This window comes from Lysinibacillus sp. NPDC093712 (genome assembly GCF_050280025.1).
In the GTDB taxonomy this organism is placed as follows: Bacteria; Bacillota; Bacilli; order Bacillales_A; family Planococcaceae; genus Lysinibacillus.
In genome coordinates, this window is the sequence record NZ_JBNNUU010000001.1 from 922,377 (window position 1) to 943,547 (window position 21,171).

34 protein-coding genes are annotated in these 21,171 nt (G+C 37.0%); all 34 read left to right on the forward strand.

Translation table 11 applies throughout. From position 1 onward, the window contains the following. Positions 1–2: 2 nt before the first annotated feature. The 34 genes from ACQKNX_RS04810 to ACQKNX_RS04975 all read left to right on the forward strand — a co-directional run bounded on the left by ACQKNX_RS04810 (position 3) and on the right by ACQKNX_RS04975 (position 21,166). Entirely contained in the window at positions 3–611 is a 609-nt protein-coding gene (locus ACQKNX_RS04810; RefSeq protein WP_427427823.1) for a hypothetical protein, read from the forward strand. Beyond that, complete coding sequence (locus tag ACQKNX_RS04815; RefSeq protein WP_427427824.1) at positions 608–1,114, forward strand: hypothetical protein; 507 nt, start codon at positions 608–610, stop codon at positions 1,112–1,114. Before ACQKNX_RS04810 ends, ACQKNX_RS04815 begins: the two co-directional genes overlap by 4 nt. Further along, complete coding sequence (locus ACQKNX_RS04820; RefSeq protein WP_402763434.1) at positions 1,111–1,317, forward strand: hypothetical protein; 207 nt, start codon at positions 1,111–1,113, stop codon at positions 1,315–1,317. Before ACQKNX_RS04815 ends, ACQKNX_RS04820 begins: the two co-directional genes overlap by 4 nt. Then, positions 1,314–1,730: a YopX family protein gene (locus tag ACQKNX_RS04825; protein ID WP_427427825.1), complete on the forward strand. Its 417-nt coding sequence runs from the start codon at positions 1,314–1,316 to the stop codon at positions 1,728–1,730. The genes ACQKNX_RS04820 and ACQKNX_RS04825 overlap by 4 nt, the downstream gene beginning before the upstream one ends. Then, on the forward strand, positions 1,727–2,236 hold the full coding sequence (ssb, locus tag ACQKNX_RS04830) for a single-stranded DNA-binding protein (RefSeq protein WP_427427826.1): 510 nt from the start codon (positions 1,727–1,729) through the stop codon (positions 2,234–2,236). The genes ACQKNX_RS04825 and ssb overlap by 4 nt, the downstream gene beginning before the upstream one ends. Before the next feature lie 89 nt (positions 2,237–2,325). Beyond that, entirely contained in the window at positions 2,326–2,724 is a 399-nt protein-coding gene (locus tag ACQKNX_RS04835) for a replication terminator protein (RefSeq protein ID WP_427427827.1), read from the forward strand. 45 nt (positions 2,725–2,769) lie between these two features. Next, complete coding sequence (locus ACQKNX_RS04840; RefSeq protein WP_427427828.1) at positions 2,770–3,480, forward strand: hypothetical protein; 711 nt, start codon at positions 2,770–2,772, stop codon at positions 3,478–3,480. A 52-nt stretch (positions 3,481–3,532) separates the two neighbouring features. Further along, positions 3,533–3,964 (forward strand): DUF1064 domain-containing protein, encoded by a 432-nt coding sequence (locus tag ACQKNX_RS04845; RefSeq protein ID WP_427427829.1) that lies wholly within the window; start codon positions 3,533–3,535, stop codon positions 3,962–3,964. 7 nt (positions 3,965–3,971) lie between these two features. Further along, the gene (locus ACQKNX_RS04850; RefSeq protein WP_427427830.1) at positions 3,972–4,283 is read left to right on the forward strand and encodes a hypothetical protein; all 312 of its coding nucleotides are present in this window, start codon (positions 3,972–3,974) and stop codon (positions 4,281–4,283) included. An 813-nt stretch (positions 4,284–5,096) separates the two neighbouring features. Further along, positions 5,097–5,534: a hypothetical protein gene (locus ACQKNX_RS04855; protein ID WP_427427831.1), complete on the forward strand. Its 438-nt coding sequence runs from the start codon at positions 5,097–5,099 to the stop codon at positions 5,532–5,534. 232 nt (positions 5,535–5,766) lie between these two features. Beyond that, positions 5,767–6,342, forward strand: coding sequence for a GNAT family N-acetyltransferase (locus tag ACQKNX_RS04860; RefSeq protein ID WP_427427832.1), 576 nt, complete (start codon positions 5,767–5,769; stop codon positions 6,340–6,342). Between the two features lie 240 nt (positions 6,343–6,582). Next, positions 6,583–7,065: an RNA polymerase sigma factor gene (locus ACQKNX_RS04865; RefSeq protein WP_427427833.1), complete on the forward strand. Its 483-nt coding sequence runs from the start codon at positions 6,583–6,585 to the stop codon at positions 7,063–7,065. A gap of 4 nt (positions 7,066–7,069) precedes the next feature. Next, positions 7,070–7,732: a zf-HC2 domain-containing protein gene (locus ACQKNX_RS04870; protein ID WP_427427834.1), complete on the forward strand. Its 663-nt coding sequence runs from the start codon at positions 7,070–7,072 to the stop codon at positions 7,730–7,732. A 597-nt stretch (positions 7,733–8,329) separates the two neighbouring features. After that, positions 8,330–8,500 (forward strand): hypothetical protein, encoded by a 171-nt coding sequence (locus tag ACQKNX_RS04875; protein ID WP_427427835.1) that lies wholly within the window; start codon positions 8,330–8,332, stop codon positions 8,498–8,500. Between the two features lie 157 nt (positions 8,501–8,657). Continuing rightward, entirely contained in the window at positions 8,658–8,873 is a 216-nt protein-coding gene (locus tag ACQKNX_RS04880) for a hypothetical protein (protein WP_427427836.1), read from the forward strand. Positions 8,874–9,045: 172 nt separating this feature from the next. Further along, positions 9,046–9,276, forward strand: coding sequence for a hypothetical protein (locus tag ACQKNX_RS04885; protein ID WP_427427837.1), 231 nt, complete (start codon positions 9,046–9,048; stop codon positions 9,274–9,276). 67 nt (positions 9,277–9,343) lie between these two features. Next, complete coding sequence (locus ACQKNX_RS04890) at positions 9,344–9,802, forward strand: terminase small subunit (RefSeq protein ID WP_427427838.1); 459 nt, start codon at positions 9,344–9,346, stop codon at positions 9,800–9,802. Beyond that, complete coding sequence (locus tag ACQKNX_RS04895; protein ID WP_427427839.1) at positions 9,792–11,057, forward strand: PBSX family phage terminase large subunit; 1,266 nt, start codon at positions 9,792–9,794, stop codon at positions 11,055–11,057. The genes ACQKNX_RS04890 and ACQKNX_RS04895 overlap by 11 nt, the downstream gene beginning before the upstream one ends. 14 nt (positions 11,058–11,071) lie before the next feature. Further along, entirely contained in the window at positions 11,072–12,580 is a 1,509-nt protein-coding gene (locus ACQKNX_RS04900; RefSeq protein WP_427427840.1) for a phage portal protein, read from the forward strand. Further along, positions 12,561–14,090 carry a minor capsid protein gene (locus ACQKNX_RS04905; RefSeq protein ID WP_427427841.1) on the forward strand — a complete coding sequence of 510 codons (1,530 nt, stop codon included), beginning with the start codon at positions 12,561–12,563 and terminating at the stop codon, positions 14,088–14,090. The genes ACQKNX_RS04900 and ACQKNX_RS04905 overlap by 20 nt, the downstream gene beginning before the upstream one ends. Before the next feature lie 13 nt (positions 14,091–14,103). Beyond that, entirely contained in the window at positions 14,104–14,313 is a 210-nt protein-coding gene (locus ACQKNX_RS04910) for a hypothetical protein (protein ID WP_427427842.1), read from the forward strand. Positions 14,314–14,436: 123 nt separating this feature from the next. Further along, complete coding sequence (locus ACQKNX_RS04915) at positions 14,437–15,042, forward strand: phage scaffolding protein (RefSeq protein ID WP_427427843.1); 606 nt, start codon at positions 14,437–14,439, stop codon at positions 15,040–15,042. Between the two features lie 19 nt (positions 15,043–15,061). Beyond that, a complete protein-coding gene (locus tag ACQKNX_RS04920; RefSeq protein WP_427427844.1) occupies positions 15,062–15,376 on the forward strand; it encodes a hypothetical protein in 315 nt (104 codons plus the stop codon). A 16-nt stretch (positions 15,377–15,392) separates the two neighbouring features. Beyond that, entirely contained in the window at positions 15,393–16,448 is a 1,056-nt protein-coding gene (locus ACQKNX_RS04925) for a major capsid protein (RefSeq protein WP_427427845.1), read from the forward strand. A 14-nt stretch (positions 16,449–16,462) separates the two neighbouring features. Further along, positions 16,463–16,642 (forward strand): hypothetical protein, encoded by a 180-nt coding sequence (locus ACQKNX_RS04930; RefSeq protein ID WP_427427846.1) that lies wholly within the window; start codon positions 16,463–16,465, stop codon positions 16,640–16,642. A 5-nt stretch (positions 16,643–16,647) separates the two neighbouring features. Next, a complete protein-coding gene (locus tag ACQKNX_RS04935; RefSeq protein WP_427427847.1) occupies positions 16,648–17,043 on the forward strand; it encodes a hypothetical protein in 396 nt (131 codons plus the stop codon). Further along, a complete protein-coding gene (locus ACQKNX_RS04940) occupies positions 17,037–17,399 on the forward strand; it encodes a hypothetical protein (protein WP_427427848.1) in 363 nt (120 codons plus the stop codon). The genes ACQKNX_RS04935 and ACQKNX_RS04940 overlap by 7 nt, the downstream gene beginning before the upstream one ends. Then, positions 17,399–17,902 (forward strand): HK97 gp10 family phage protein, encoded by a 504-nt coding sequence (locus ACQKNX_RS04945; RefSeq protein WP_427427849.1) that lies wholly within the window; start codon positions 17,399–17,401, stop codon positions 17,900–17,902. Before ACQKNX_RS04940 ends, ACQKNX_RS04945 begins: the two co-directional genes overlap by 1 nt. Then, positions 17,892–18,335, forward strand: a complete 444-nt coding sequence (locus ACQKNX_RS04950; RefSeq protein WP_427427850.1) for a phage tail terminator family protein — start codon at positions 17,892–17,894, stop codon at positions 18,333–18,335. Before ACQKNX_RS04945 ends, ACQKNX_RS04950 begins: the two co-directional genes overlap by 11 nt. Beyond that, positions 18,322–18,552, forward strand: coding sequence for a hypothetical protein (locus ACQKNX_RS04955; protein ID WP_427427851.1), 231 nt, complete (start codon positions 18,322–18,324; stop codon positions 18,550–18,552). The genes ACQKNX_RS04950 and ACQKNX_RS04955 overlap by 14 nt, the downstream gene beginning before the upstream one ends. After that, entirely contained in the window at positions 18,552–19,880 is a 1,329-nt protein-coding gene (locus ACQKNX_RS04960) for a phage tail sheath subtilisin-like domain-containing protein (RefSeq protein ID WP_427427852.1), read from the forward strand. The genes ACQKNX_RS04955 and ACQKNX_RS04960 overlap by 1 nt, the downstream gene beginning before the upstream one ends. A gap of 14 nt (positions 19,881–19,894) precedes the next feature. Beyond that, entirely contained in the window at positions 19,895–20,476 is a 582-nt protein-coding gene (locus ACQKNX_RS04965; RefSeq protein ID WP_427427853.1) for a phage tail tube protein, read from the forward strand. A 61-nt stretch (positions 20,477–20,537) separates the two neighbouring features. Beyond that, on the forward strand, positions 20,538–20,972 hold the full coding sequence (locus ACQKNX_RS04970; protein ID WP_427427854.1) for a phage tail assembly chaperone: 435 nt from the start codon (positions 20,538–20,540) through the stop codon (positions 20,970–20,972). A gap of 29 nt (positions 20,973–21,001) precedes the next feature. After that, complete coding sequence (locus ACQKNX_RS04975) at positions 21,002–21,166, forward strand: hypothetical protein (RefSeq protein ID WP_427427855.1); 165 nt, start codon at positions 21,002–21,004, stop codon at positions 21,164–21,166. The last annotated feature ends 5 nt before the right edge of the window (positions 21,167–21,171 follow it).

Below are 21,171 nucleotides of genomic sequence, written 5' to 3' on the forward strand. Positions count from 1 at the left end.
GGATGAACATTCAAGGAGTAGCATCAGTTGAAACAAAAACCATTAAAAGTCTAATGATTCAATTGGAACCTCAATTTACTAATGGTCATGATTTCTGCGAATTGATTGTAGATGAAACGGCAAATCGTTTTACAGCTATTTTATACGGTGGTGAATCTTATACGCATTGTTGGGGAGCGCCTGGAGATAGTTTTATTAAATTTCTAATCGATATATTTGGTCATAAAGACGAGTACCTATATGAAAAATTAGCTGATTATTCAAAAGAAAAATTTATCGATACAGAAAAGGTTGGCGAACACTTAAAACGGCTACTTTTAACAGCTAGACGTCAACTTATTATTGATAAATATGACACGGAAGAAATGTGGGATAAAATCGAACAATTGCAGTCTGAAAACGAAATGACGGAAGAACATTTATATGGTCTTTGGAATAGTTGGTTCGATGCAATGATTAAACATGACATTGTTTCCAATGAACCATGGTTCGAAGATTTTATTGAGCGCCAAAAAGATTGGAAATGCTTAGTGTTTTGCCAAAAAGTCGCGCCAATTTTAGCAGAAGTGTTGAAAGTTGAATACGAATTAGTGGGAGTGAATGAGGGATGAATCAAGAACAGATGAATGCTATTAAAGAACGTGTGGCAAAGGCTACACCAGGACCGTGGGAAAGTGAAGAGACAACAGAAGGGCATATCGATATATTCAATCCTAATCAAGACTATGCCATTTGCCAAACAGGTAATGAAACATACGATTGCTTAAATGATGGTGATACAGAATTTATTAAACATGCTATTACAGATGTCCCATCACTTGTTGCTGAGGTTGAACGATTAAAAATTGAACTTGATGCTGCGTGTATTGCGAATAACACTTTAAAAAGCGAAAAGGAAGCACTTGATTTTCAACTGAAAGTATCTATCCGGCATGCTGAGGAACTAGATGAAGAACTAGAAGCCGAGGTTGCTGAAAACGAACAGTTACGTGAAGTACTTGAGTTTTATGCAAATGAAAATAACCATTTCAGAGTTGATATGTATGCAGATTCTACAGTTATGCAAGATGCAGGTAAAATTGCACGTCAAGCACTAGGGGGTGAAGCAAATTGAATCCAATATTCTTAGGTTTTGAAGTAACACCGTATGCGGTCATCATTTGGCGTGATGGGGATGGGGCTAAGTCAAAAACAATATGCTTCGATGAACTCGAATTACAAGTGGCACTGGCAATGCATGATAATCCGAAAGGCTTCTATCACCAGTATGAGCCTAAGGTTTACTACCCTGAACAAAGAAAGGAAATGATTGCATGAGTAGAGAGATTAAGTTTCGAGCTTGGGATAAGTGTTCTGAATATATGCATTCAAACGTTCAAAGTGGAGTTTATGAAGATCCGGACGATTGGACAGAATTCAATACGGTTTTAGGTTTAGAGCGCTTCGAAGTAATGCAATACACAGGCTTAAAAGACAAGAACGGCAAGGAGATTTATGAGGGGGATATTGAATCTGATGAAAACGGTAATTTAAGCGTTGTTTGCTACCTGCAAAAGTACGGGGCATATTGCTTTGTACCAGTAGTCCTTTACCTGCATGAAAATTATGAAACTGAGGTCAATTACGAATACGGAACAGATTGTTACTTCCATAATGCAGTGCCGAGCATTTATTCAGAAGTCGTTGGCAACATTTACGAAAATCCAGAACTACTGGAGGAAACAGCATGATTAACCGAGTCGTATTAGTTGGCCGACTTACAAAAGATCCAGAGATTCGATATACAACCAACGGTATTGCATCATGTCGCTTTACAGTAGCTGTTAACCGTACATTCAAAGGGCAGAACGGTGAACAGGAAGCTGATTTCATAAATTGCCAAGCATGGCGCAAAAATGCTGAGAATCTAGCTAACTTCATGAAGAAAGGTAGTTTAATAGGTTTGGAAGGGCGAATCCAAACAGGCAGCTATGAGGGGCAGGATGGTAAGCGTGTATATACTACTGACGTTGTAGCTGATAGCATCCAATTCTTAGAGCCAAGAAACAGCACAGAAGGCGCACAGAACGCGCCAAACTATCAATCTAGTACAAATACAGGTGGAACGAATCAAAACCCACCACAGGGCGAATATGGCAGTCAAAACAAACAGCCAAGTTATACGAGAGTGGATGAAGATCCATTTGCTAATAGTAAGGGGCCGATTGAGGTATCAGAAGATGATCTTCCGTTCTAAATTAGGTTGAAAAGGGATTGCGGAGAATCTAAAGGACCCGTATTACCTTATAACATATTATTTTTATCTGAAAACTAGGAGGAATTATTATGCAAAATCAAATGATTAATTTAGACAACTTCGCTGGGGGAGCAGTAACAGAAAAATTAAATGCAGAGTTACAAAAGGTTCTCGCTAACATTGCTGATCCAAATACAGATCACAAGAAAGCTCGTAAAGTCAGCATGACAATGACTTTGAAAGCAAATGAAAGCCGTGGTTTAGCAACAGTTACCGTGGATGTGAAATCAACACTTGCGCCAAGCAAAGGTGTGGAAACACAAATGATGATCGATTTTGATAGCAAAGGAAATGTCGTGGGTGCTGAATTAAAGTCAGGTATTCCTGGTCAAACGTATTTCGACGGTGAAGATATTAAAACCGACACAGGAGAGTCAGTTGAAAAGATTGAAAATGCACAGTCTTCTAAAGTTGTGCAGTTCAAATAAATCAAAACAAAACAATAAAAAATCAAAAGAAAAGAGGAAAAGAATATGTTAAAAAACGCAATGGAGTATTTAGTAGGATTAGCTCGCCCAACAGTTATCGAGGTAGAAGGTCAAAATTTTTCAACAGTAGATTTGACGCGTGTTAAAGAACAGGCAAATGTTAGCGAACTTCAAGTAAATACACTTACAGGTTTGGTCGACTATATTAAATCTCAATTCGATGGCGAAAAACAATTAATGATTCAAGTTAAATCACCAACAGATGTACGACTATTTGATGCACTTGATAGCACAAATGACCGTCGGACTTATATTCAAGCAAAAGCACTACTTCCGAATATCACTTTTGAGCGATTTGTTGATCGTGAAGAGTTCCAAATTATGATGCAAGCCAATTTTGTAGATAACAATGACAAACAAATTGTTTTAGATATCATCAGCAATATTGTTGAAGATGGTAGTGCTGAAATTAAAGATAATGGTATGGCTCAACAGGTAACAGTGAAAAAAGGAGTTGCATCTGTAGGGTATGAAACAATTCCTGGACGTGTGGCATTAAAGCCGTTCCGAACATTTGCTGAAGTTACTCAACCAGAGAGTGAATTTATATTAAGACTACGAGAAGGCTCAAGAGTTGCTTTATTTGAAGCTGATGGTGGGGCGTGGGAACTAAACGCTATTCATTCAATCAAAGAGCACCTGACAACTGAATTAGAGGAGCAAATTGCGGCTAAAAAAATATTTATCATCGGTTAATTAAAGCGAGGGTGCTTCGGCACCTTTTCCTTTAATAACATGGAGGGCAAACATGAGTAAAGCAAAATACGGAAACAAAAAAGTTGTACATGACGGAATTACATTCGATTCAGCATTAGAAGCAAAGTATTACGATTACTTGAAACACCAACAAGTACAAGGCATTGTGACAGCCTTTGAATTACAACCAAGGTTCGTATTGTTGCCAAAGTTCGAAAAGAATGGAAAGAAATATCGCGAGATTGGATACAATGTGGATTTTACTGTTCATTATGCAGATGGCCATACAGAGGTAGTTGACATTAAGGGAATGGTTACACAGCAATTTGAATTGAGGAAGAAGTTATTTGAATATCGTTATCCGCATGAATTAAAGCTTCTAACTTACTCAAAGATTGATGGTGGTTGGATTTCTCATGATGAACTTAAAAAGGCTAGGAAAGCACGTAAAGACATAAAAGAGAAGCAATTAATGGGCAGGTGACGATTGAATGGGGAGAAAAGTAAAAGGAAGATACATTTTATTCTCGCAACCAGAACACGATATGTTGCAGCTAGATTTCACACATGAACAGATCGAAAAATTCATTGGTATGTGGGAAGCTGATTTCTCTATTAATTTGATTTATCGCAAGTTGAATATTCATAAGGTCAGTGCAGCACTTATTGCTATAGATTTGGAGTTGTTAGGTGTAATAAAGGCAAGGAAACACGGTTTAATCGGCAAGAGGTTAGATGGGGATTATGATGATTGGTTTGAAGAGTTTAAAAAGAATAGAGAAATAGTGCTGTGTAGTGGTTGAAAGAAATTATTCAGGAGCATTTGCATAATAAGAACCCCACCAAATGGTGAGGTAATAAAGATGTTATTTACGGAAACGTTATTGTATTTGAAAAAGGACTCTCGACTCCATTTACGACTTGTGTCACGCACCAAGTTGAACCCGATACAAAACTATTGTATCCAATTAAAGCTTTACCATTTTGATCGAATTTCCAAATATTAGATATTATGTCAAGTACTTTGTTCCCGTTGATAATTTGGTAAAAATTAATACTTTCATTCGGAACCCCAGATATAGTGATGGTAATTCCAGTAGCTATAGTGGGATTTTCAATGATAGGTGCTGGTAACATGCTATTCTCGTCTTATACTTTCTGTATAACTCAGCTTTATAACGAGCCTTCACCGGGCAGGCGACTTTCGTCGCACACGGCGATCCGTCAGCGATAGATTTAAAAACTTATTTCCCCGCTGATAATTATATATTAATTTAAGTGAGGTCAATACTGACGAATGTTAATGGCAATGTTAATAAAAAAATAATAGTAAACCTTTGGTCGCGTTTAGTGTGTTACTGAACACTTTGAGGAAAGAAACTATTAAAAGGGCCACTGGACCAGAGTGACCCTAAACCAACAAACCAGGAGATGTCAAACTAAGAAGTTAGCTTAACACTACTATTTATATGCTAAGTAAGATTAGGTTTTATAGTTTATAGCCTTTGGAAATAGAAAAAAGCCGCAGCGTCGTCACACGCTACAGCTCGAATTGGTTTATGCCCTTTTAGTCTAGTCAGCAAAAGAAGTATAACATAGTTTAGGGGGCAAACCTAATGGGCAAACAAGGGCAAATTAAAGTAACGAAAGAGAATTTACTTCAGTGGATTGAGAATTATCGATGGATGGTTGAAACTATTGAGGAAGCAAGACAGCCAGTAGCAAAAGTTGATAACAATAGCTATATTGGGGCTAAAACAGCTATGTATGGTATTGAGGCAACATTACCAAAGGCTAGCGGAGGTACAAGTGATCCGGTGTTTACAGAAGTACAACGCAGAGTTTATGCACTTAATTATAGAATTAAGGAATATGAGCAAAAGATTGCAGAGGTGCAAATGCTTATTCCGTTAGTGACTGGAGACAGGGAGATTGAAGTCCTTCATAGATTGCTGGATGGTGATAGCATGCGTGCTATTGGAAAACATATGGGATTATCTAGTACGACAATTTTTAGAGTAAGAAATAATATTTTGAGTCAGATGATGAAGTAGCCGAAAGACTGCTTTTTTTAAAAACATTTATGCAACAATCGGGCCAGATTGTTGCATAAAAAAACTGATAGAAGTTGATAATTATACTAATTTAGTATATATTTGAATTATCATAAAAAAGGGAGATTAGCCTATGTTATCGAGCATTGTAGTAGACGTTTTCACAGACACAATTGTACAAAACGTTACGGGGGTACAGTAAAAATAACCCCTTTACTGCGCCCCTGAAAAAATGGGGGAATCTAAATTGATTAAGAAGTATGTAAAGAGTTTTTTAACAGGAGATAAAGTAATTCTACGCAAAATTACAAAAGAGGATTACGAGTGCTATTCTAACGTTGAGGACGTAATGGAAAGCCGTCTGCTAATGAACGATGGTATTCCATTTCCACCAACTGAAGCAGATCATGAAAAATTTCTTGGAGATATTAGCTCTGAGAAAGATGACTACATGTTTGCTATTGAACTTAAAGATGAAAAAGTATTCATCGGAACTATAGCTGTTTATTTAGTTAACTGGAACAATCGCACCAGCCATGTTGGTATCTCGATTGGTCCTGACTTTCAAGGGAAAGGTTATGGAACAGATGCAATGAAAGTACTGCTTGACTTTATTTTTAATTATATGAATGTAAATAAGGTGAAACTTCAAGTTTTTGGTTATAATCAAAGAGCTATTGGCTCTTATGAAAAATGTGGATTTCAGTTAGAAGGCACTTTTAGAGAAGAGCTTTTTAGATTTGGTAAGTACCATGATATTCTTGTCATGGGTTTGCTAAGAAAAGATTGGGAAGAGACATTAGTTTAAACAAATAAATGAGAGGGCAAATCAGTAAGATGGTTTGCTCTTCTTTAATAATAGTCCTGCAACAATAGGGCGCTTTCCTGGAATAAGGAAAGTGCTTTTTTCATTAAAGGGCCATTTAATTGAATAAGTGAATAAATGCATCTGTGATAAAGCTGCAGTATTTTTATTGCAAAAATTGTAACGAAATCAATAATTTTGTGATACATAGGTGAATGGCTAGACGAAAAAGGGAGGGTGGCAGTGAATAAGGACAATATATACCAAGATTATGGGGATTTTATTTTTAAATACTTGTTAACTTTGACTAACAACATTGATTTAGCAGAGGAGCTAACTCAAGAAACATTTTATCAAGCAATTAAATCCATTAATAACTTTCACGATAATGGTAAAGCCAAGTTTTCCACGTGGCTCTGTGCAATTGCTAAAAACGTATGGCTGCAAGAATTAAACCATAAAAATAAAAACCAACAATTGAAGGACTCACTAAAAAGTGAAAGCACAACATTTTATGACTTGGAAGATGAGCATATAAAAAACGAGGATAAAGTTATGTTTTTTAAAAAGGCTCATCAACTCAGTGAGGATAAACGAGAAATACTTTATTTAAGATTGTTGGGTGACTTATCGTTCAAAGAAATTGGTTCAATTTTTGAAAGGACAGAAAACTGGGCAAGAGTGACTTTTTATAGAGCAAAACTTGAAATCAGAAAGGGTGAGTAGGGTTATGAAACATAGTGTATTTAAGGATTTAGCTCCTGCTTATATTGATAAATTAACAAGTGAAGAAACAAACGAACTGATAGAACAACATATGGATCAATGTGAAGAATGCCGGAATTATTTAAACAAAATGAAGGGAGATTTATTTTCAGATGATGAAATTGAGAGAAGAAAAGATAAAAGGAACATTGATTATTTCAAAAAGGTACGCTCCAAAAATAGAAAAAAGATCTTAGTTATCGTATCATCACTACTAGCTCTGTTTCTTGTTCTGATAACTGCTTATTACTTTGTGTTTGTAAATATGTGGCAAGCAAATTCCATTAATGTTGAAACAAACATTCAGAGTCAGGGCAAGATGACTACGCTCTTATTCAAAGCAAAAAAGGACAATCATTATATAATTTTAACAGATGCAAAAACAGATGAAGGATATACAGATATTATATTTGTGTATGAAAAAAGGAACGATTTCTCTACCCCAGCAAAACTCCTAAAAGATGGGGGTGGCATTACTTTCACATTTGCAGATGAAAACACATTATTACTGTACAATGGGAAGAAAAAGAAACTAACGGATGAGGATAAGATAACTATACAATTTAAAGATAAAATCGATGTAATACCAATAAAAGATTTATATGTTAAAGATAACGTTGCTGAATAATTTAAAAATGGGATAGGAATTATATTGCAATCGGGCGCGATTGTGGAACAAAAGGAACAAATGAAACAGATGTAACAAAAAGAACAAATGTAAAACATGTACGATAGTTTGGGATTGAAAAATTGTATTGTAAACTCGGAGGTAGGTTCGGTGCGGTAAATGTTTCTTCCCTTGGTATATATAAAAACCTAAATATTAGGGAAAGACAGACCGACGACCGACCTGCGCCTCATGAACTTGTTCGAGGCAAGACATACATGGCCGGCCTATATATTTAAAAAGATTAGGTATCTTAATTAATATAAAAGGCTAAAAAACGGAATAAGGAGTGGTTATCATGTGAACTTCGTCCACTTTCCATTTTAATCAGTCAAACTTACTAAACGTGCACGGAAATGCACGAACACAATTCGATTACGATAATAACGTGTGTGTAGCTCTACCACGGTTCTAGAAGTGAGCTAACTCGACAGTTAAATAATTTACCGCAATAGAAAAGCCTTATCCCTAACACGGTAAGGCTTTTGTGTACATAAGAGTCAATGTTTTATTTAATATTTATGTTAAAATTAAGAAAAAATAAGGAGGGGAAAAGCGATGAAATATTCGGTATTTTTATCTGACCAATGGAAAACATATGAAGATATTATTGATAATGTAAGTGTAGTAGATTCAACTGAACACAGTTATGTAATGTATGATAATGAACAAAATATTTTGTATATAGCTCCTATAGCTAAAGTAGTTGCTATTACTAAAATTGATTAAGTCCTTCGTTGAAGGGCTTTTTTCTTTTGCTTTGAAAACTGCATCAAACAGCCAAAACGCTTTGTGATGAGAGGGTATAGTTTGGTGTGGTTTTGAGAGCAGAAAGTTATTACATAATTTTCATCTTCTGGTTTATGATTGCGTGGGAGGTGATATTATGAGAAACATCACAGATTCACATAAATGTTTCAACTGTGACACGGGATTTAAATGGCAAGCTATAGTTAGACATGCAAGTAAAAGCGAAATGAATGGATACATGGTTTCGGGTCAACAAGCAAGTGTAGCGTTTGTTGAAAGCAATAAAATACAAGTGAAAGTAAATTGCAGTAAATGCGGAGAGAACAATTTATTTAATTATGAAATTGAATAATTGCAATAAAATCACATCTTTAGAGGGTGTGATTTTTATTTTGCCCTGAAAAGTGAGTATCGAGCAGTAGCTCTCTTGCTGCTGAACTACAGGTACTTGCTTTTGAGTGTGAAATACACATTACAATTCATTTCCAATTAACTTATAATATTTGTTAAAGGAGGATGAGACAATGATTGATGATTCAATTAAACAAATACATTTATATGGACATGATTTTGAATATGCCGAAATCGAAAAAATTCCATTTTCGAAAGAAGTTAGAGTCCAAGTGAATTATTTAGGTTACCCTGATAGAATCGGAATTGGAAGTGGCGAGACTCTTGAAAAAGCTGTTGAGAACACAGTTAAAAAGATATTAGCATCAAGTCCTTTGGAAGCAATAAAACTTTTATATGATTGATTTAATTGACGTCATTTCGGCGTCATTTTTTATTTCACAAAGCAACTAGCATAATGGGGTGATGCCATTGATTGAACGTAAATTAACAGTAAAGCAACAAGCGTTTGCTGATTTCTATATTGAGCTAGGGAATGCCACAGAAGCTTATTTAAAGGCATATCCGAACGTGAAGAAGGAAGCGACTGCTAGGGCTAATGGAAGTAGACTGCTAACAAATGCTAACGTTAAAGCTTATATAGACGAACGCATGGAGGAATTGAAATCTGAACGTGTAGCTGACCAGCAAGAAGTATTAGAAACATTAACAGCGATTCTTCGCGGTGATGCAACTGCTGCAACGTTGAGAAGTATTGATGTCGGAGTACAAAAGATTGAAGAAAATATGCCTCCTACGATGACCGAGCGAATAAGAGCTGCTGAACTAATTGGGAAACGACATGGTCTATGGATTGATAAACAAGAAATTAATGCTACAGTAACGCCTGTTTTCGTGGATGACATAAGTGGTGATAGCAATGACAGTTAAAAAGCTATCTGAATTATTACCACCAGCATTTCATCCAGTATGGCGAGCATCCATTGCAACTGATATTTTAAACGTTGTATGTAAGGGTGGTCGTGGTTCTGGTAAATCATCAGACATAGCTCATATCATTACACAGTTACTTATGCGATACGCTGTGAATGCAGTGGGCATACGTAAAGTAGACAATACCATCGAAACATCCATATTCGAGCAAATGAAATGGGCTATAAACGAGCAAGGGGTGTCACACCTATTCAAAATCAATAAATCACCGATGCGGATAACTTACATTCCACGAGGTAATTACATGATTTTCCGTGGTGCACAAGATCCTACACGAATCAAATCATTAAAGAGTGCTAACTTTCCTTTTGCCCTTGCTTGGCTTGAGGAATTAGCTGAATTTAAGACAGAAGAAGAAGTAACGACCATTACCAACTCATTACTACGTGGTGAGCTTGAGTATGGTCTTTTTTATAAGTTTTTTTACACATATAACCCACCGAAACGTAAACAATCTTGGGTGAATAAGAAGTATGAAAGCTCATTTCAGCCAGATAACACGTTTGTTCATAAGTCTACTTACCTTGATAACCCTTTTATCTCAAAGCAGTTTATTGAGGAAGCGCAGGCGGCTAAAGAACGTAATGAATTGCGTTATCGATGGGAATATCTTGGTGAAGCGATAGGGAGTGGTGTTGTGCCGTTTGATAATTTACAAATTGAAAAAGGTTCAATCACTGATGAAATGGTAGCGTCCTTTGACAATATCCGTAACGGTGTTGACTTTGGTTATGCTACAGACCCATTAGCTTTTGTCCGTTGGCATTATGACAAGAAGAAAAACGGAATCTACGCAATCGATGAAGTTTATGGCGTGAAAATCAGTAATCGTAAGTTAGCAGAGAAATTGAAAGCTAAAGGCTATCAATCAGACCGTATAGCAGCAGAATCAGCCGAGCCTAAATCAATTGATGAATTACGTGATGAATTAGGAATAAAACGTATTTATGGCGTGAAAAAGGGCCCTGACAGCGTGGAATATGGCGAAGAGTGGCTGGATGATTTAGATTTCATCTGTATTGATCCGAATCGTACTCCTAACATTGCTAGAGAGTTTGAAAATATTGATTATCAAACTGATAAAGATGGTAATCCAATTCCAAGATTAGAAGATAAGGATAACCATACAATTGATAGTACTCGTTATGCATTTGAAGAGGATATGCGGGGTAGCACATATAGCTTTGACTAGAAAGAGGTGAGAACATGACAGGATACTTTCCGTTCCAAGGTGCCGGAACTGATACAGACAGACTCAATAAAATTATTAATAATGGTTCATCATCCATTTTGAGCAACCTTAGAGTTTTAGAAATACAGATTAGTAAGTTTAAATCGTCAGATCAATTGAAGTGGATGCGTATTGGTGAAGCTTATTACGAAGGTGAGCAAGATATCTTAAAACGTAAACGTAAAATTATCGGTAAGGGTGGGCAATTAGAGATCGCCGAAAACCTTCCGAATAACAAAATATTAGATAATCAGTATGCAAAACTAGTAGATCAAAAGGTTAACTTCCAACTTGGTAAGCCACTAACTATTGAAACCGAAAATGAAACGTATCTCAAATTGTTACAAGGTATATTTGATAAACGTTTCCACCGTACTTTCCGAAATGTTGGTTATGATGCATTGAATGCGGGTATCGCTTGGTTATTTCCGTATTACAACGAGCATGGTGAGTTTACATTCAAACGTTTTCCAAGTCACGAGATATTACCATTTTGGCAAGATGCAGAGCGCACAGTACTAGATTACGCGGTACGAATGTACGCTATTTTTGGTTATGAAGGGGATAAAGAGGTCACTACGGAGAAGGTCGAAATCTACAGTACCGATGGAGTTAAACGTTATGTTTGGTTTAACGGACAACTAGTAGTAGATGTGGAGAATCAGTCTACTCCATACTTAACGGTAGTCGATGATGAAGGAAATGAGATAGGTATGAACTGGCAGCATGTACCGTTAATACCTTTTAAATTTAACAGTAAGGAAATACCCCTAATCAAGCGTGTTAAGTCGTTACAAGATGGTATTAATATTATGCTTAGTGATTTTGAAAACAACATGCAAGAAGATGCTCGAAACACTATACTTGTTCTTCATAACTATGATGGGCAGGATTTAGGTCAATTCAGGCGTAACCTGGCTCAGTACGGTGCAGTTAAAGTACGTTCTGGTGATGGTGCAAAGGGTGGTGTTGAGACTTTAACAATCGAGGTCAATGCTGATAATTATAAATCCATTCTTTCATTGTTTAAGAAAGCACTTATTGAAAACGGCCGTGGTTATGACGCTAAAGACGAACGTATGGCTAACAATCCCAACCAAATGAACATCCAGTCTATGTACAGTGATATCGAACTTGATGCAAATGGTATTGAGACTGAGTTCCAAGCGTCATTTGAGGAATTATTATGGTTTGTTAATCAACATTTAGTCAATACAGGTCAAGGAGACTTTGAAGGTGAACAGGTTAATATTGTGTTTAACCGTGACATCTTAATCAATGAAAAAGAAGTCGTTGAAGTGTTGGAGAAATCACCTTATATGCCATTAGAAAGTCGCTTAGCACAACATCCTTATGTTAAAGATGTACAGTTAGAATTAAAGCGCTTGAAGAAAGAGCAGCAAGAGCAAATGGACATGATGGACAATTACGAAACGACCTTCCAGCAAAAGCAAGGTGATGTAAATGACCAAGCCGACGCGTAGTTATTGGCAAAAGCGTTTTGAAATGTTGGAACAAGCACAGCATAATAAATCTGCAACATACTATAAAGACCTAGAAAAAGCGTATATTCAAACCATGCAAGAAATCGAAAAGGACATCGCTAGATGGTATCAGCGGTTTGCTAAGAACAATGACATTACTTTGGATGAAGCCAAACGGTTACTAAAGAGTGATGAATTACGTGAGTTTCGTTGGACAGTAGAGGAATATATCGAATACGGCAAAAAGAATGCATTTAATCAGCAGTGGATGCAGCAACTTGAAAATGCTTCTTCTCGTGTTCATATAAGCCGTTTAGAGAGTCTGCAGTTACAATTACAGCAACATGTAGAAAAGCTGTATTGTGGACAAATTGAGGGTTTTGAGCAATTGATGAAAGAAACCTATCAGACACAGTATTATCACACAGCATTCGAGGTACAGAAGGCTTTCGAATTAGGATTTACTTTACAAGCACTGGATGAAACAAAGTTAACAAAAATAATTAGTAAACCGTGGACTGCTGACGGCCGTACATTTAGTCAAAAGATATGGCGTGATCGAAATTTGTTGTTAGATACGCTGCATACTGAGCTTATCCAATCAATGGCCCGAGGCGAAGCTCCTAATCGTATGATTTCAGCAATCACAAGAAAAATGAATACTTCACGCTCAAACGCTGCTCGTCTAGTTATGACTGAGTCAGCTTTTTTTAGTGCTGCTGCACAAAAGGATGTTTATCAAGAGCTTGATGTGGAACGTTATGAAATCATTGCAACTTTAGATTATAAAACTAGTAGCATATGCCAGTCCATGGACGGAAAGGTGTTTAAGCAAGAGGATTTCGAGCCTGGAGTTACGGCAAATCCATTTCATCCGCATTGCCGAAGTACTACAGCACCATATTTTGAAGATGAATATAGTGAACGCATTGCCCGTGATTTAGACGGCCAAACATATTACGTGCCTAGCAATATGAAGTATGAAGAATGGTATCAAACGCAAGTTGATAAACATGGCCACGGAAAAATAGAAAAGCATAAGCGATTGCAACGTAATCTTGAAACTGATAAGAATCAATATAAAAAACACACAAATATACTTGGTCAAAATGCACCGAAATCTTTTGAAGAATTCCAAGATATTAAGTATAGTAATGGTAACGAGTGGAATAAACTGCAGGATAATTTGTATGTTAAATCAAACTTACGAGACGGTTCATTTGGCACAAAAATTAATCCAGAAAAACAAGCACCTCATATGGAATCTACTCAGTTAGAGGGAAAGAGTTACTTCTTTGATGATGTGGATGTTCAAAAGATAATGGATCGTTATGCAGGTACAGGTATCGTAGAAAAGGACCGCCATGGAAACAGAACTGTTAAAGAAATAATAGTTGTAGATGATGTAATAGGAATAGCAGTTTCTAATAACGGAACCTATCAAACAAATAAAGTAAAAATATATCACTCGAAAAAACGGACGCATTTAGTGCCTGTTAGACCAGACTGAAAGGAGTGGGAGGATGGACATTTACCATGATTCAGGAAAGAAAATTAAGGTTACATTTACCGATAATCAAACTCTAATTGGAATTGTTGATCATTGGACTTCTCCGGCAGATAGTGAAGAAGGTATTCAGGAATTAACAGTCAAACCAACAGAAGGTAAGTTAAAAGGACAACTAGTTAACTTTAATGAAATTGAAGTTACAACAATTGAAATTATTGATTAGAAGCACTTAACCATGATGATGGATTGAGTGCTTTTATTTTGGTCTTTTTAAAGGCTAGACCATAAAGAAGCGTATACCACCAACAGGTACAAACCTGTATAAAAATGTATGGAGGTTAGGAAAATGGATTGGTTAAAAGAATTACTTAAAAATTCAGGTGTTGCAAATGAACAGATTGAAACAATTGTGGCTAATGTTACAAAGGAAGCTCCGAAACATGTAGTACCAAAATCAAAATATAACGAATTATCTACTGCTAAAAGTTTGCTAGAAACGCAACTTACTGAACGTGATACACAGCTTGAAGAATTAAAAAAGGTAGATGTTGAAGGGCTTCAAGCGAAAATTACGGAATTGCAACAAACAAATGAAACTGTAAAACAGGAACACGAGCAGCAAATGAAGGATGAGCGTTTGAATACTGCTCTAAAATTGTCATTACACAGCAAAGTGCATGATGTTGATTTAGTTGCTGGCATCATTGATAGAACTACAATTGAATTAAGTGAAGATGGAAAAGTCACTAAAGGACTTGATGAGCAGCTTAAATCGTTGCAAGAATCAAAGTCCTTTTTATTTGTGCCAGAAAAGCAACAACCAACTTTTAGAGGGTGGAATCCTGCTGGTGGCGCAGACAGTGGAACAGACACAAGTGATGTAGGTTCTAACTTCGCAAAAATAGCGAATGAGAAGGGTTCAAGTGATACAAAAAACAACCCGTGGGACTAAACAATAAGGAGGGCTTTATATGCCATATGTAAAACCAATTGAAAAATTTCAACGTGTGAATTTCTTAGCATCATCTAAGGTGCAGGCATTTACCTATTTAGTGAGTGATGTAGGTGTAACAGCAGATGCGAATGGAAAGAAAGTCGTAAAGGCGGGTACTATCTTACCTAAAAATGACGCTACCGCAGAAGGTATCTTATATACCGACGTCGATGTGTCAAACGGACCGCAACCAGGTTCATTGATTGTTGAAGCTTACGTTTTAGAGGATCGTCTATCAATTGCTCCAGATGTAGCAGCCAAAACAGCATTAAAAGAAATTAAATTCCGATAAGTGGAGGGAAAACTATATGCCAGACATTTTAGAACTATTTGGTCAAAAAACAGTATTAGATTACATGAAGGAACGAAAATATCAAAGCTATGGCGTGGGAGAAGCTCTTTTCCCAGAAGTTAAACACAACACGCTGGAGTTTGAATATCTAGTAGGAGCGAATGAATTACCTGTTATTGCAAAGGTACACTCATTTGATACAGAAGCAGAAATCGGCTCATTAGATGCAGCTAAACAAGTGATAGAGGCTGCTTATATCAAGAAAAAGTATCAAATTACTGAAAAGGATTTAATTGCATTGCAGTTCCCACGAACAGCACAGGAGCAACAATACTTGATGCAACGAGTATTTAATTTAATCGACAAAGCAGCAAATGATGTTCGTGCTAGCGTTGAATTAATGCGTATGCAAGCACTGAGTTCAGGTGAATTGAAATTAGCTTTAAATACAGCAGATGGCACACCAAAGACTCTTACGGTTGGATACGGAGTACCAGCAGATCATAAAGAAGCGCTTGCAGGAACTGATCAATGGGGTTCAGGTACTGAGGATATCTTAGGGGATTTAGAACGTTGGTCTGGTTCACTAGATATTACGCCAACTCGTGCATTAACATCTAAAAAGATAGCAGCCCTTATTTTACGTAATCCAAAGATTATCGGTTACCTATATGGCGCTGGTTCTGCTCGTGTGGCAAACTTAACGGATTTAAATGCTTTCTTTACACAACAAGGCTTGCCTACTATTGCTGTGTATGAATCAAATTCAAATACAAAATATCGCGAGCAAAACGCTGATGGCACATATACAACAAAGAGTTACTTCCCAGACAATAAATTTGTAATGTTCGGTGATGGTCCACTTGGTGAATCGTTATATGGTCCAACTCCTGAAGAATCACGCCTTATCCGTAGTGGTTCAGATGTTGAAATGACTACTATTGGCAAGGTAATTGGAATGGTGTACGAAGAAGGGAAAGATCCTGTTTCAACATGGGCAAAAGCAGCAGCTACAGCGATACCATCATTCCCAGAAGCACAGAATGTATTCCAAGCGCAACCAATTGCATAAGGAGGCTATTTGAAATGGCGAACATTAAAGTAAAAGTGAAAAGCGGCGCTTTCCCTATACGTTATAAGGGAGAGCGTTATTTAGTTGGTGATGAATTGACAATTGATGAAAAACATTTAAACGAATCAATGATGGAACGATTAGAAGAACCGAAGAAAGCTTCGCAACCAAGTAAAACGGCTGAAAGCGAGTGATTAGTATGTATTTAGATGTAGTAATGCGTTTATCTGCTCTTGGAGTGAATTTATCTAGCGCTCCAAGTAGTTCAGACGATATGTTGTTGAAGCATGCTATTGATAAAGTAACTAGCCACATTAAAACCCAAACAAATTTATCAGCAGTTCCAAAAGGTTTAAGAGAAATAGCTATTGATATGGTTATAGGAGAGTTCTTACTTACTAAAAAAGCTATGGGCTTATTGGATGTAGAGACATTGAACTTCGATACTGTTGCCAAACAAGTGCAGGATGGCGATACCAACGTTTCTTTTGCTGTTGAAGCCAATAGCACTCCTGAAGCTCAGTTTAGTGCCTTTATTGCGTATCTACAACACGGCAATACAGACTTTATAAAGTATAGGGTACTAACATGGTGAGCGCACGTCGAAGGGCTATAGAGTTTTTGTACAAAGGCTTATGTACCGTAAAGGTATGGGAAGAGATTGAGGATCCAATTACTCATGTAACAAAACATGATGAAGTGCCACTCTTTACTGATAAAAAATGTAAACTATCATACGAAAAGCAAACGTCAGCAACACCTACTGGGGGGCCGGTCGTAATTGCACAGACTATCAAGCTATTTATTGCTCCTGAGTTGGATATACCTTCGGGGTCAAAGATTATTGTGACTCAGCATGGTAAAACAACTGAATACGCAAGAAGTGGTGAGTCTGCTGTGTATATGGACCATCAAGAAATAGTCTTAGAACTCTTTAGGGGGTACGCATAATGGGTAGAGGCGGACGTGTTGATTTAAGACAGTTGAAGGCGTTTGAGAGAAAGTTGGCAAAGTTAGCAACAGCTGATTACGAAAAATTTTGTGAGGATTGTGCGAAAGAATTAGCTGCCAGGTTGCTTGCAAAAGTCATTAAACGTACCCCTGTCGGTGTTTATGAAGATGGTACCACTGGAGGTACATTAAGACGTGGGTGGACTGCTAAAAGTCACCGCGAAGCTGAACTGACGGCAACATTTGGTGGAGGTAATGGCTCAAAGAAATTTACAGATTCTATGACTGTGAAAAAAGTTGGTTCTAATTATGAAATTGAAGTAATTAATCCAGTAGAATATGCTTCGTATGTTGAATACGGTCATAGAACGAGAAATCATCAAGGTTGGGTAAACGGTCGTTTTATGATGACTATTTCAGCAGATGAACTTGAACAGCAAGCACCATCAATACTTGAAAAGAAACTTATGAAAATGCTAAAGGAGGCTTTCGATGGAGATTAATGATATTCAAAATGCAATATCCGTTAAGCTTCATCAAGCGTTTGGAGCAGCTTATAAAAAATATATCGACGAAGTTCCGCAGGGGTTTAAAGCTCCTGCTTTTTTAATTCAATTTTTGAACTTAGAACAGATTAGACAAATAGGTGGTCGTTGGAAGGTAACAACACTTTTTAACGTGCAGTATTTCCCTAAAAACGGAATATCTGAGGCTTCAAATATGACATTGAAGGTACAACAAGCACTAAAAGAAATAACGCTGTTAAATGGCTCACTGATGTTAGGTGCTGGCGCTAACAGCGAGATAGTAGATGGCATCGGACATAATTTCATTCGTTTCAATTTCTTCTTGCAAGAAGTGGAAGAGAAGATTTTTATGGGCTCATTAGAGCAATACATCAACAAGCAAAGGGTGATTCCTAGTGGCGAAAACTAACGATATTCTAAATAAAGTTGAGCTTGTGTCAAGTGAAGCTGTAAGTGATGCATTATCATCTACCCTTCCAAAATTCACAAAGGTTCAGTTAGTTCAAAGTGAAAAGTATGTCCATCGTCGTGATGCTTTAAATGCGTTGCTAGAGGACAACAAAACATACTCATCCACAGAAGTGGATGGGATTCTAAAAAAGTTTGATGAAGGAGGGAAAGCTTAATGGCATTAGGTGGAGGGTTTTGGTTAACACAAAATAAAGTCTTACCTGGTACGTATCACAATTTTATTAGTAAACCTCGTGCGTTTTTAAATTTATCTGATCGTGGTTATGCAGCATTGCCCATCGCTTTAGATTGGGGAGTGGATGATGCAGTAATGACCGTAACGAAAGAGGATTTGCAAAAAGACTCATTGAAAATTTTCGGTTATGAATACACACATCCAAAGTTAAAAGGTATTCGAGATTTATTTAAAGGTGCTCTTACAGTATTCTTTAGCAAATTGAATCTAGGTGGCGCCAAGGCTACAAATGAATTTGCTGCAGCTAAATGCAAAGGAATACGAGGTAATGATATTACTATCGTTATTCAATCGAATGTAGATGAACCGACAAAATGGGACGTAAAAACGTTTATTGCAAGCACTTTAATTGATGAACAGAATGCGATTTCAACTGCTTCTGATTTAAAACCAAATGATTTTGTTGATTTCAAAAAAGATGCAACATTAGCTGCAACTGCAGGTACACCATTAGCAGGCGGTAACAATGGAGCAACAGCATTAACAGCAGGTACCCCTCATCAATTGGCTTTAGATGAATTAGAGGCATACGGATTTAATACGTTGGGTTGTTTATCAGAGGAGCCCATTATTAAATCGTTATATATGGAATACACAAAACGTATTCGTGATGAGGTAGGCGGTAAATTTCAACTAATTGGTCACAAGTTAGGGAAGGCTGATCACGAAGGTATCATTGATGTTCAAAATGATGCAATTGGAGATGGTGAGGAAGTCTTTGGCGGTGTTTATTGGGTTACAGGCGTACAAGCAGGTGTAGCTGTTAATCAATCTAATACAAATCGTACTTACGATGGTGAACATAAACTCGATATGACTGAAACAAAAACGCAACCTCAATTAACCATTCTATTGAACACAGGTAAATACGTGTTCCACCGTGTAGGTGATGATTTCAATGTGTTAGAAGATGTTAATACATTTACATCGTTCAGGGTTGAAAAAAATGAAGATTTTTCATTCAACCAGACAATACGAGTTCTTGATCAATTAGCAATCGATACAGCACATTTATTTAATACGCGTTACTTAGGGAAAGTTCCGAACGATGATGATGGCCGTATTTCTTTGTGGAATGATATTGGTAAACATCGTGGTGAAATGCAGCGTATTCGAGCTATCCAAAACTACGATAAAGATAAGCTATTCGTAGGTCAAGGCGAATCAAAAAGAGCTGTAGTTATACAAGAAGAAGTAATCAATACATTAACGATGTCACAGCTTTATGTGACAACGACAGTAGCATAAGGGAGGGCATTCAATTGAAAGAAATTATAACTTCAGGACAGGCAATTGCAGCTGGTTTATTGCAAGGTTTTTTGCAAACTTCTAAGAAACCAAAAATTATTGTGCCACTAGATCTTCAGTATTTTGCTGATGCTAACATGCATGCTCGAGATGCGATTCATGGTGCTCAAGGGATAGCGTGGGTGACAATTGATGGGAATCGTTATAAATTTGCTCAATTGATAAATATAGAGGCAAGGGCAGACAAAACGAAAACCCAAATTCCTATTATGGGACAAGTGGCAAAGGGGAATAAGGCTACGGGTATTGAATATACAGGTAGTGCAACATTTTACTTCAACACATCTATCTTTAGAAAAATGCTTAAACACTATCAAGATACTGGAGAAGATACTTATTTTGATATTCAAGTGACAAATGAAGATGGTTCCTCTCAAGCTGGACGACAAACAACAATTTTGATTGATTGTAACGTAGATGGTGGTATTGTTGCATCATTGGATGCTGATGCAGAATATTTAGAGGATTCATTTGACTTCACTTTCGAACGATTCGAAATGCCACAGGAGTTTACTATGTTACCAGAGATGCTTTAAGAATAGGGCTCACAATGTGGGCTCTTTGTATTTAAAAAACAAAAGGATAAGGTGATTATATATGTCAAACTTAACTGCTTTTTTTGCACATAACAAAAAACAAAACGAAAATATTAAGCGCGCTATTTCAAAGAAATTCCTAGATGAGCAAGGTAATCCTATTGAATGGGAGTTTGCACCTGTCTCACCAGAACGTGATACAGAATTAAAGTCTGAATCAACAAAACGTTCTATGATTACACAAGGAAAGCGTAAAGGTCAATATAATACTGATTTTGACCATTTTAAATATCAACGTCTGTTAACGATTGAATCTATTGTTTATCCAAATTTAAAAGATAAAGAGCTGCAGGATTCATATGGCGTAAAGGGTGAAGATGCTTTACTAGGAAAAATGCTAACAATTGGTGAAATGGCGGATGCCTCGGCAGCTGCACAAGAAGTCAATGGATATGAAGCAGAACTTGAGGACTTGGTGGAAGAAGTAAAAAACTAATCGAGGACGGTGATGGTGACGCTAATATAATGCATTGGTGGATACAAAAACAGCGTCGTCTGCCGTCAGAGTATATGACATTATCTATTTTTGATAAAGCGTGTATTATCGCTTCTGTCCAAGTCAAAATTGAAGAAGATAAAAAGCAAGAACGTGAAGCTAAACGAGGAGCCAAAAGAGGGAAGAATCGATAAGGAGG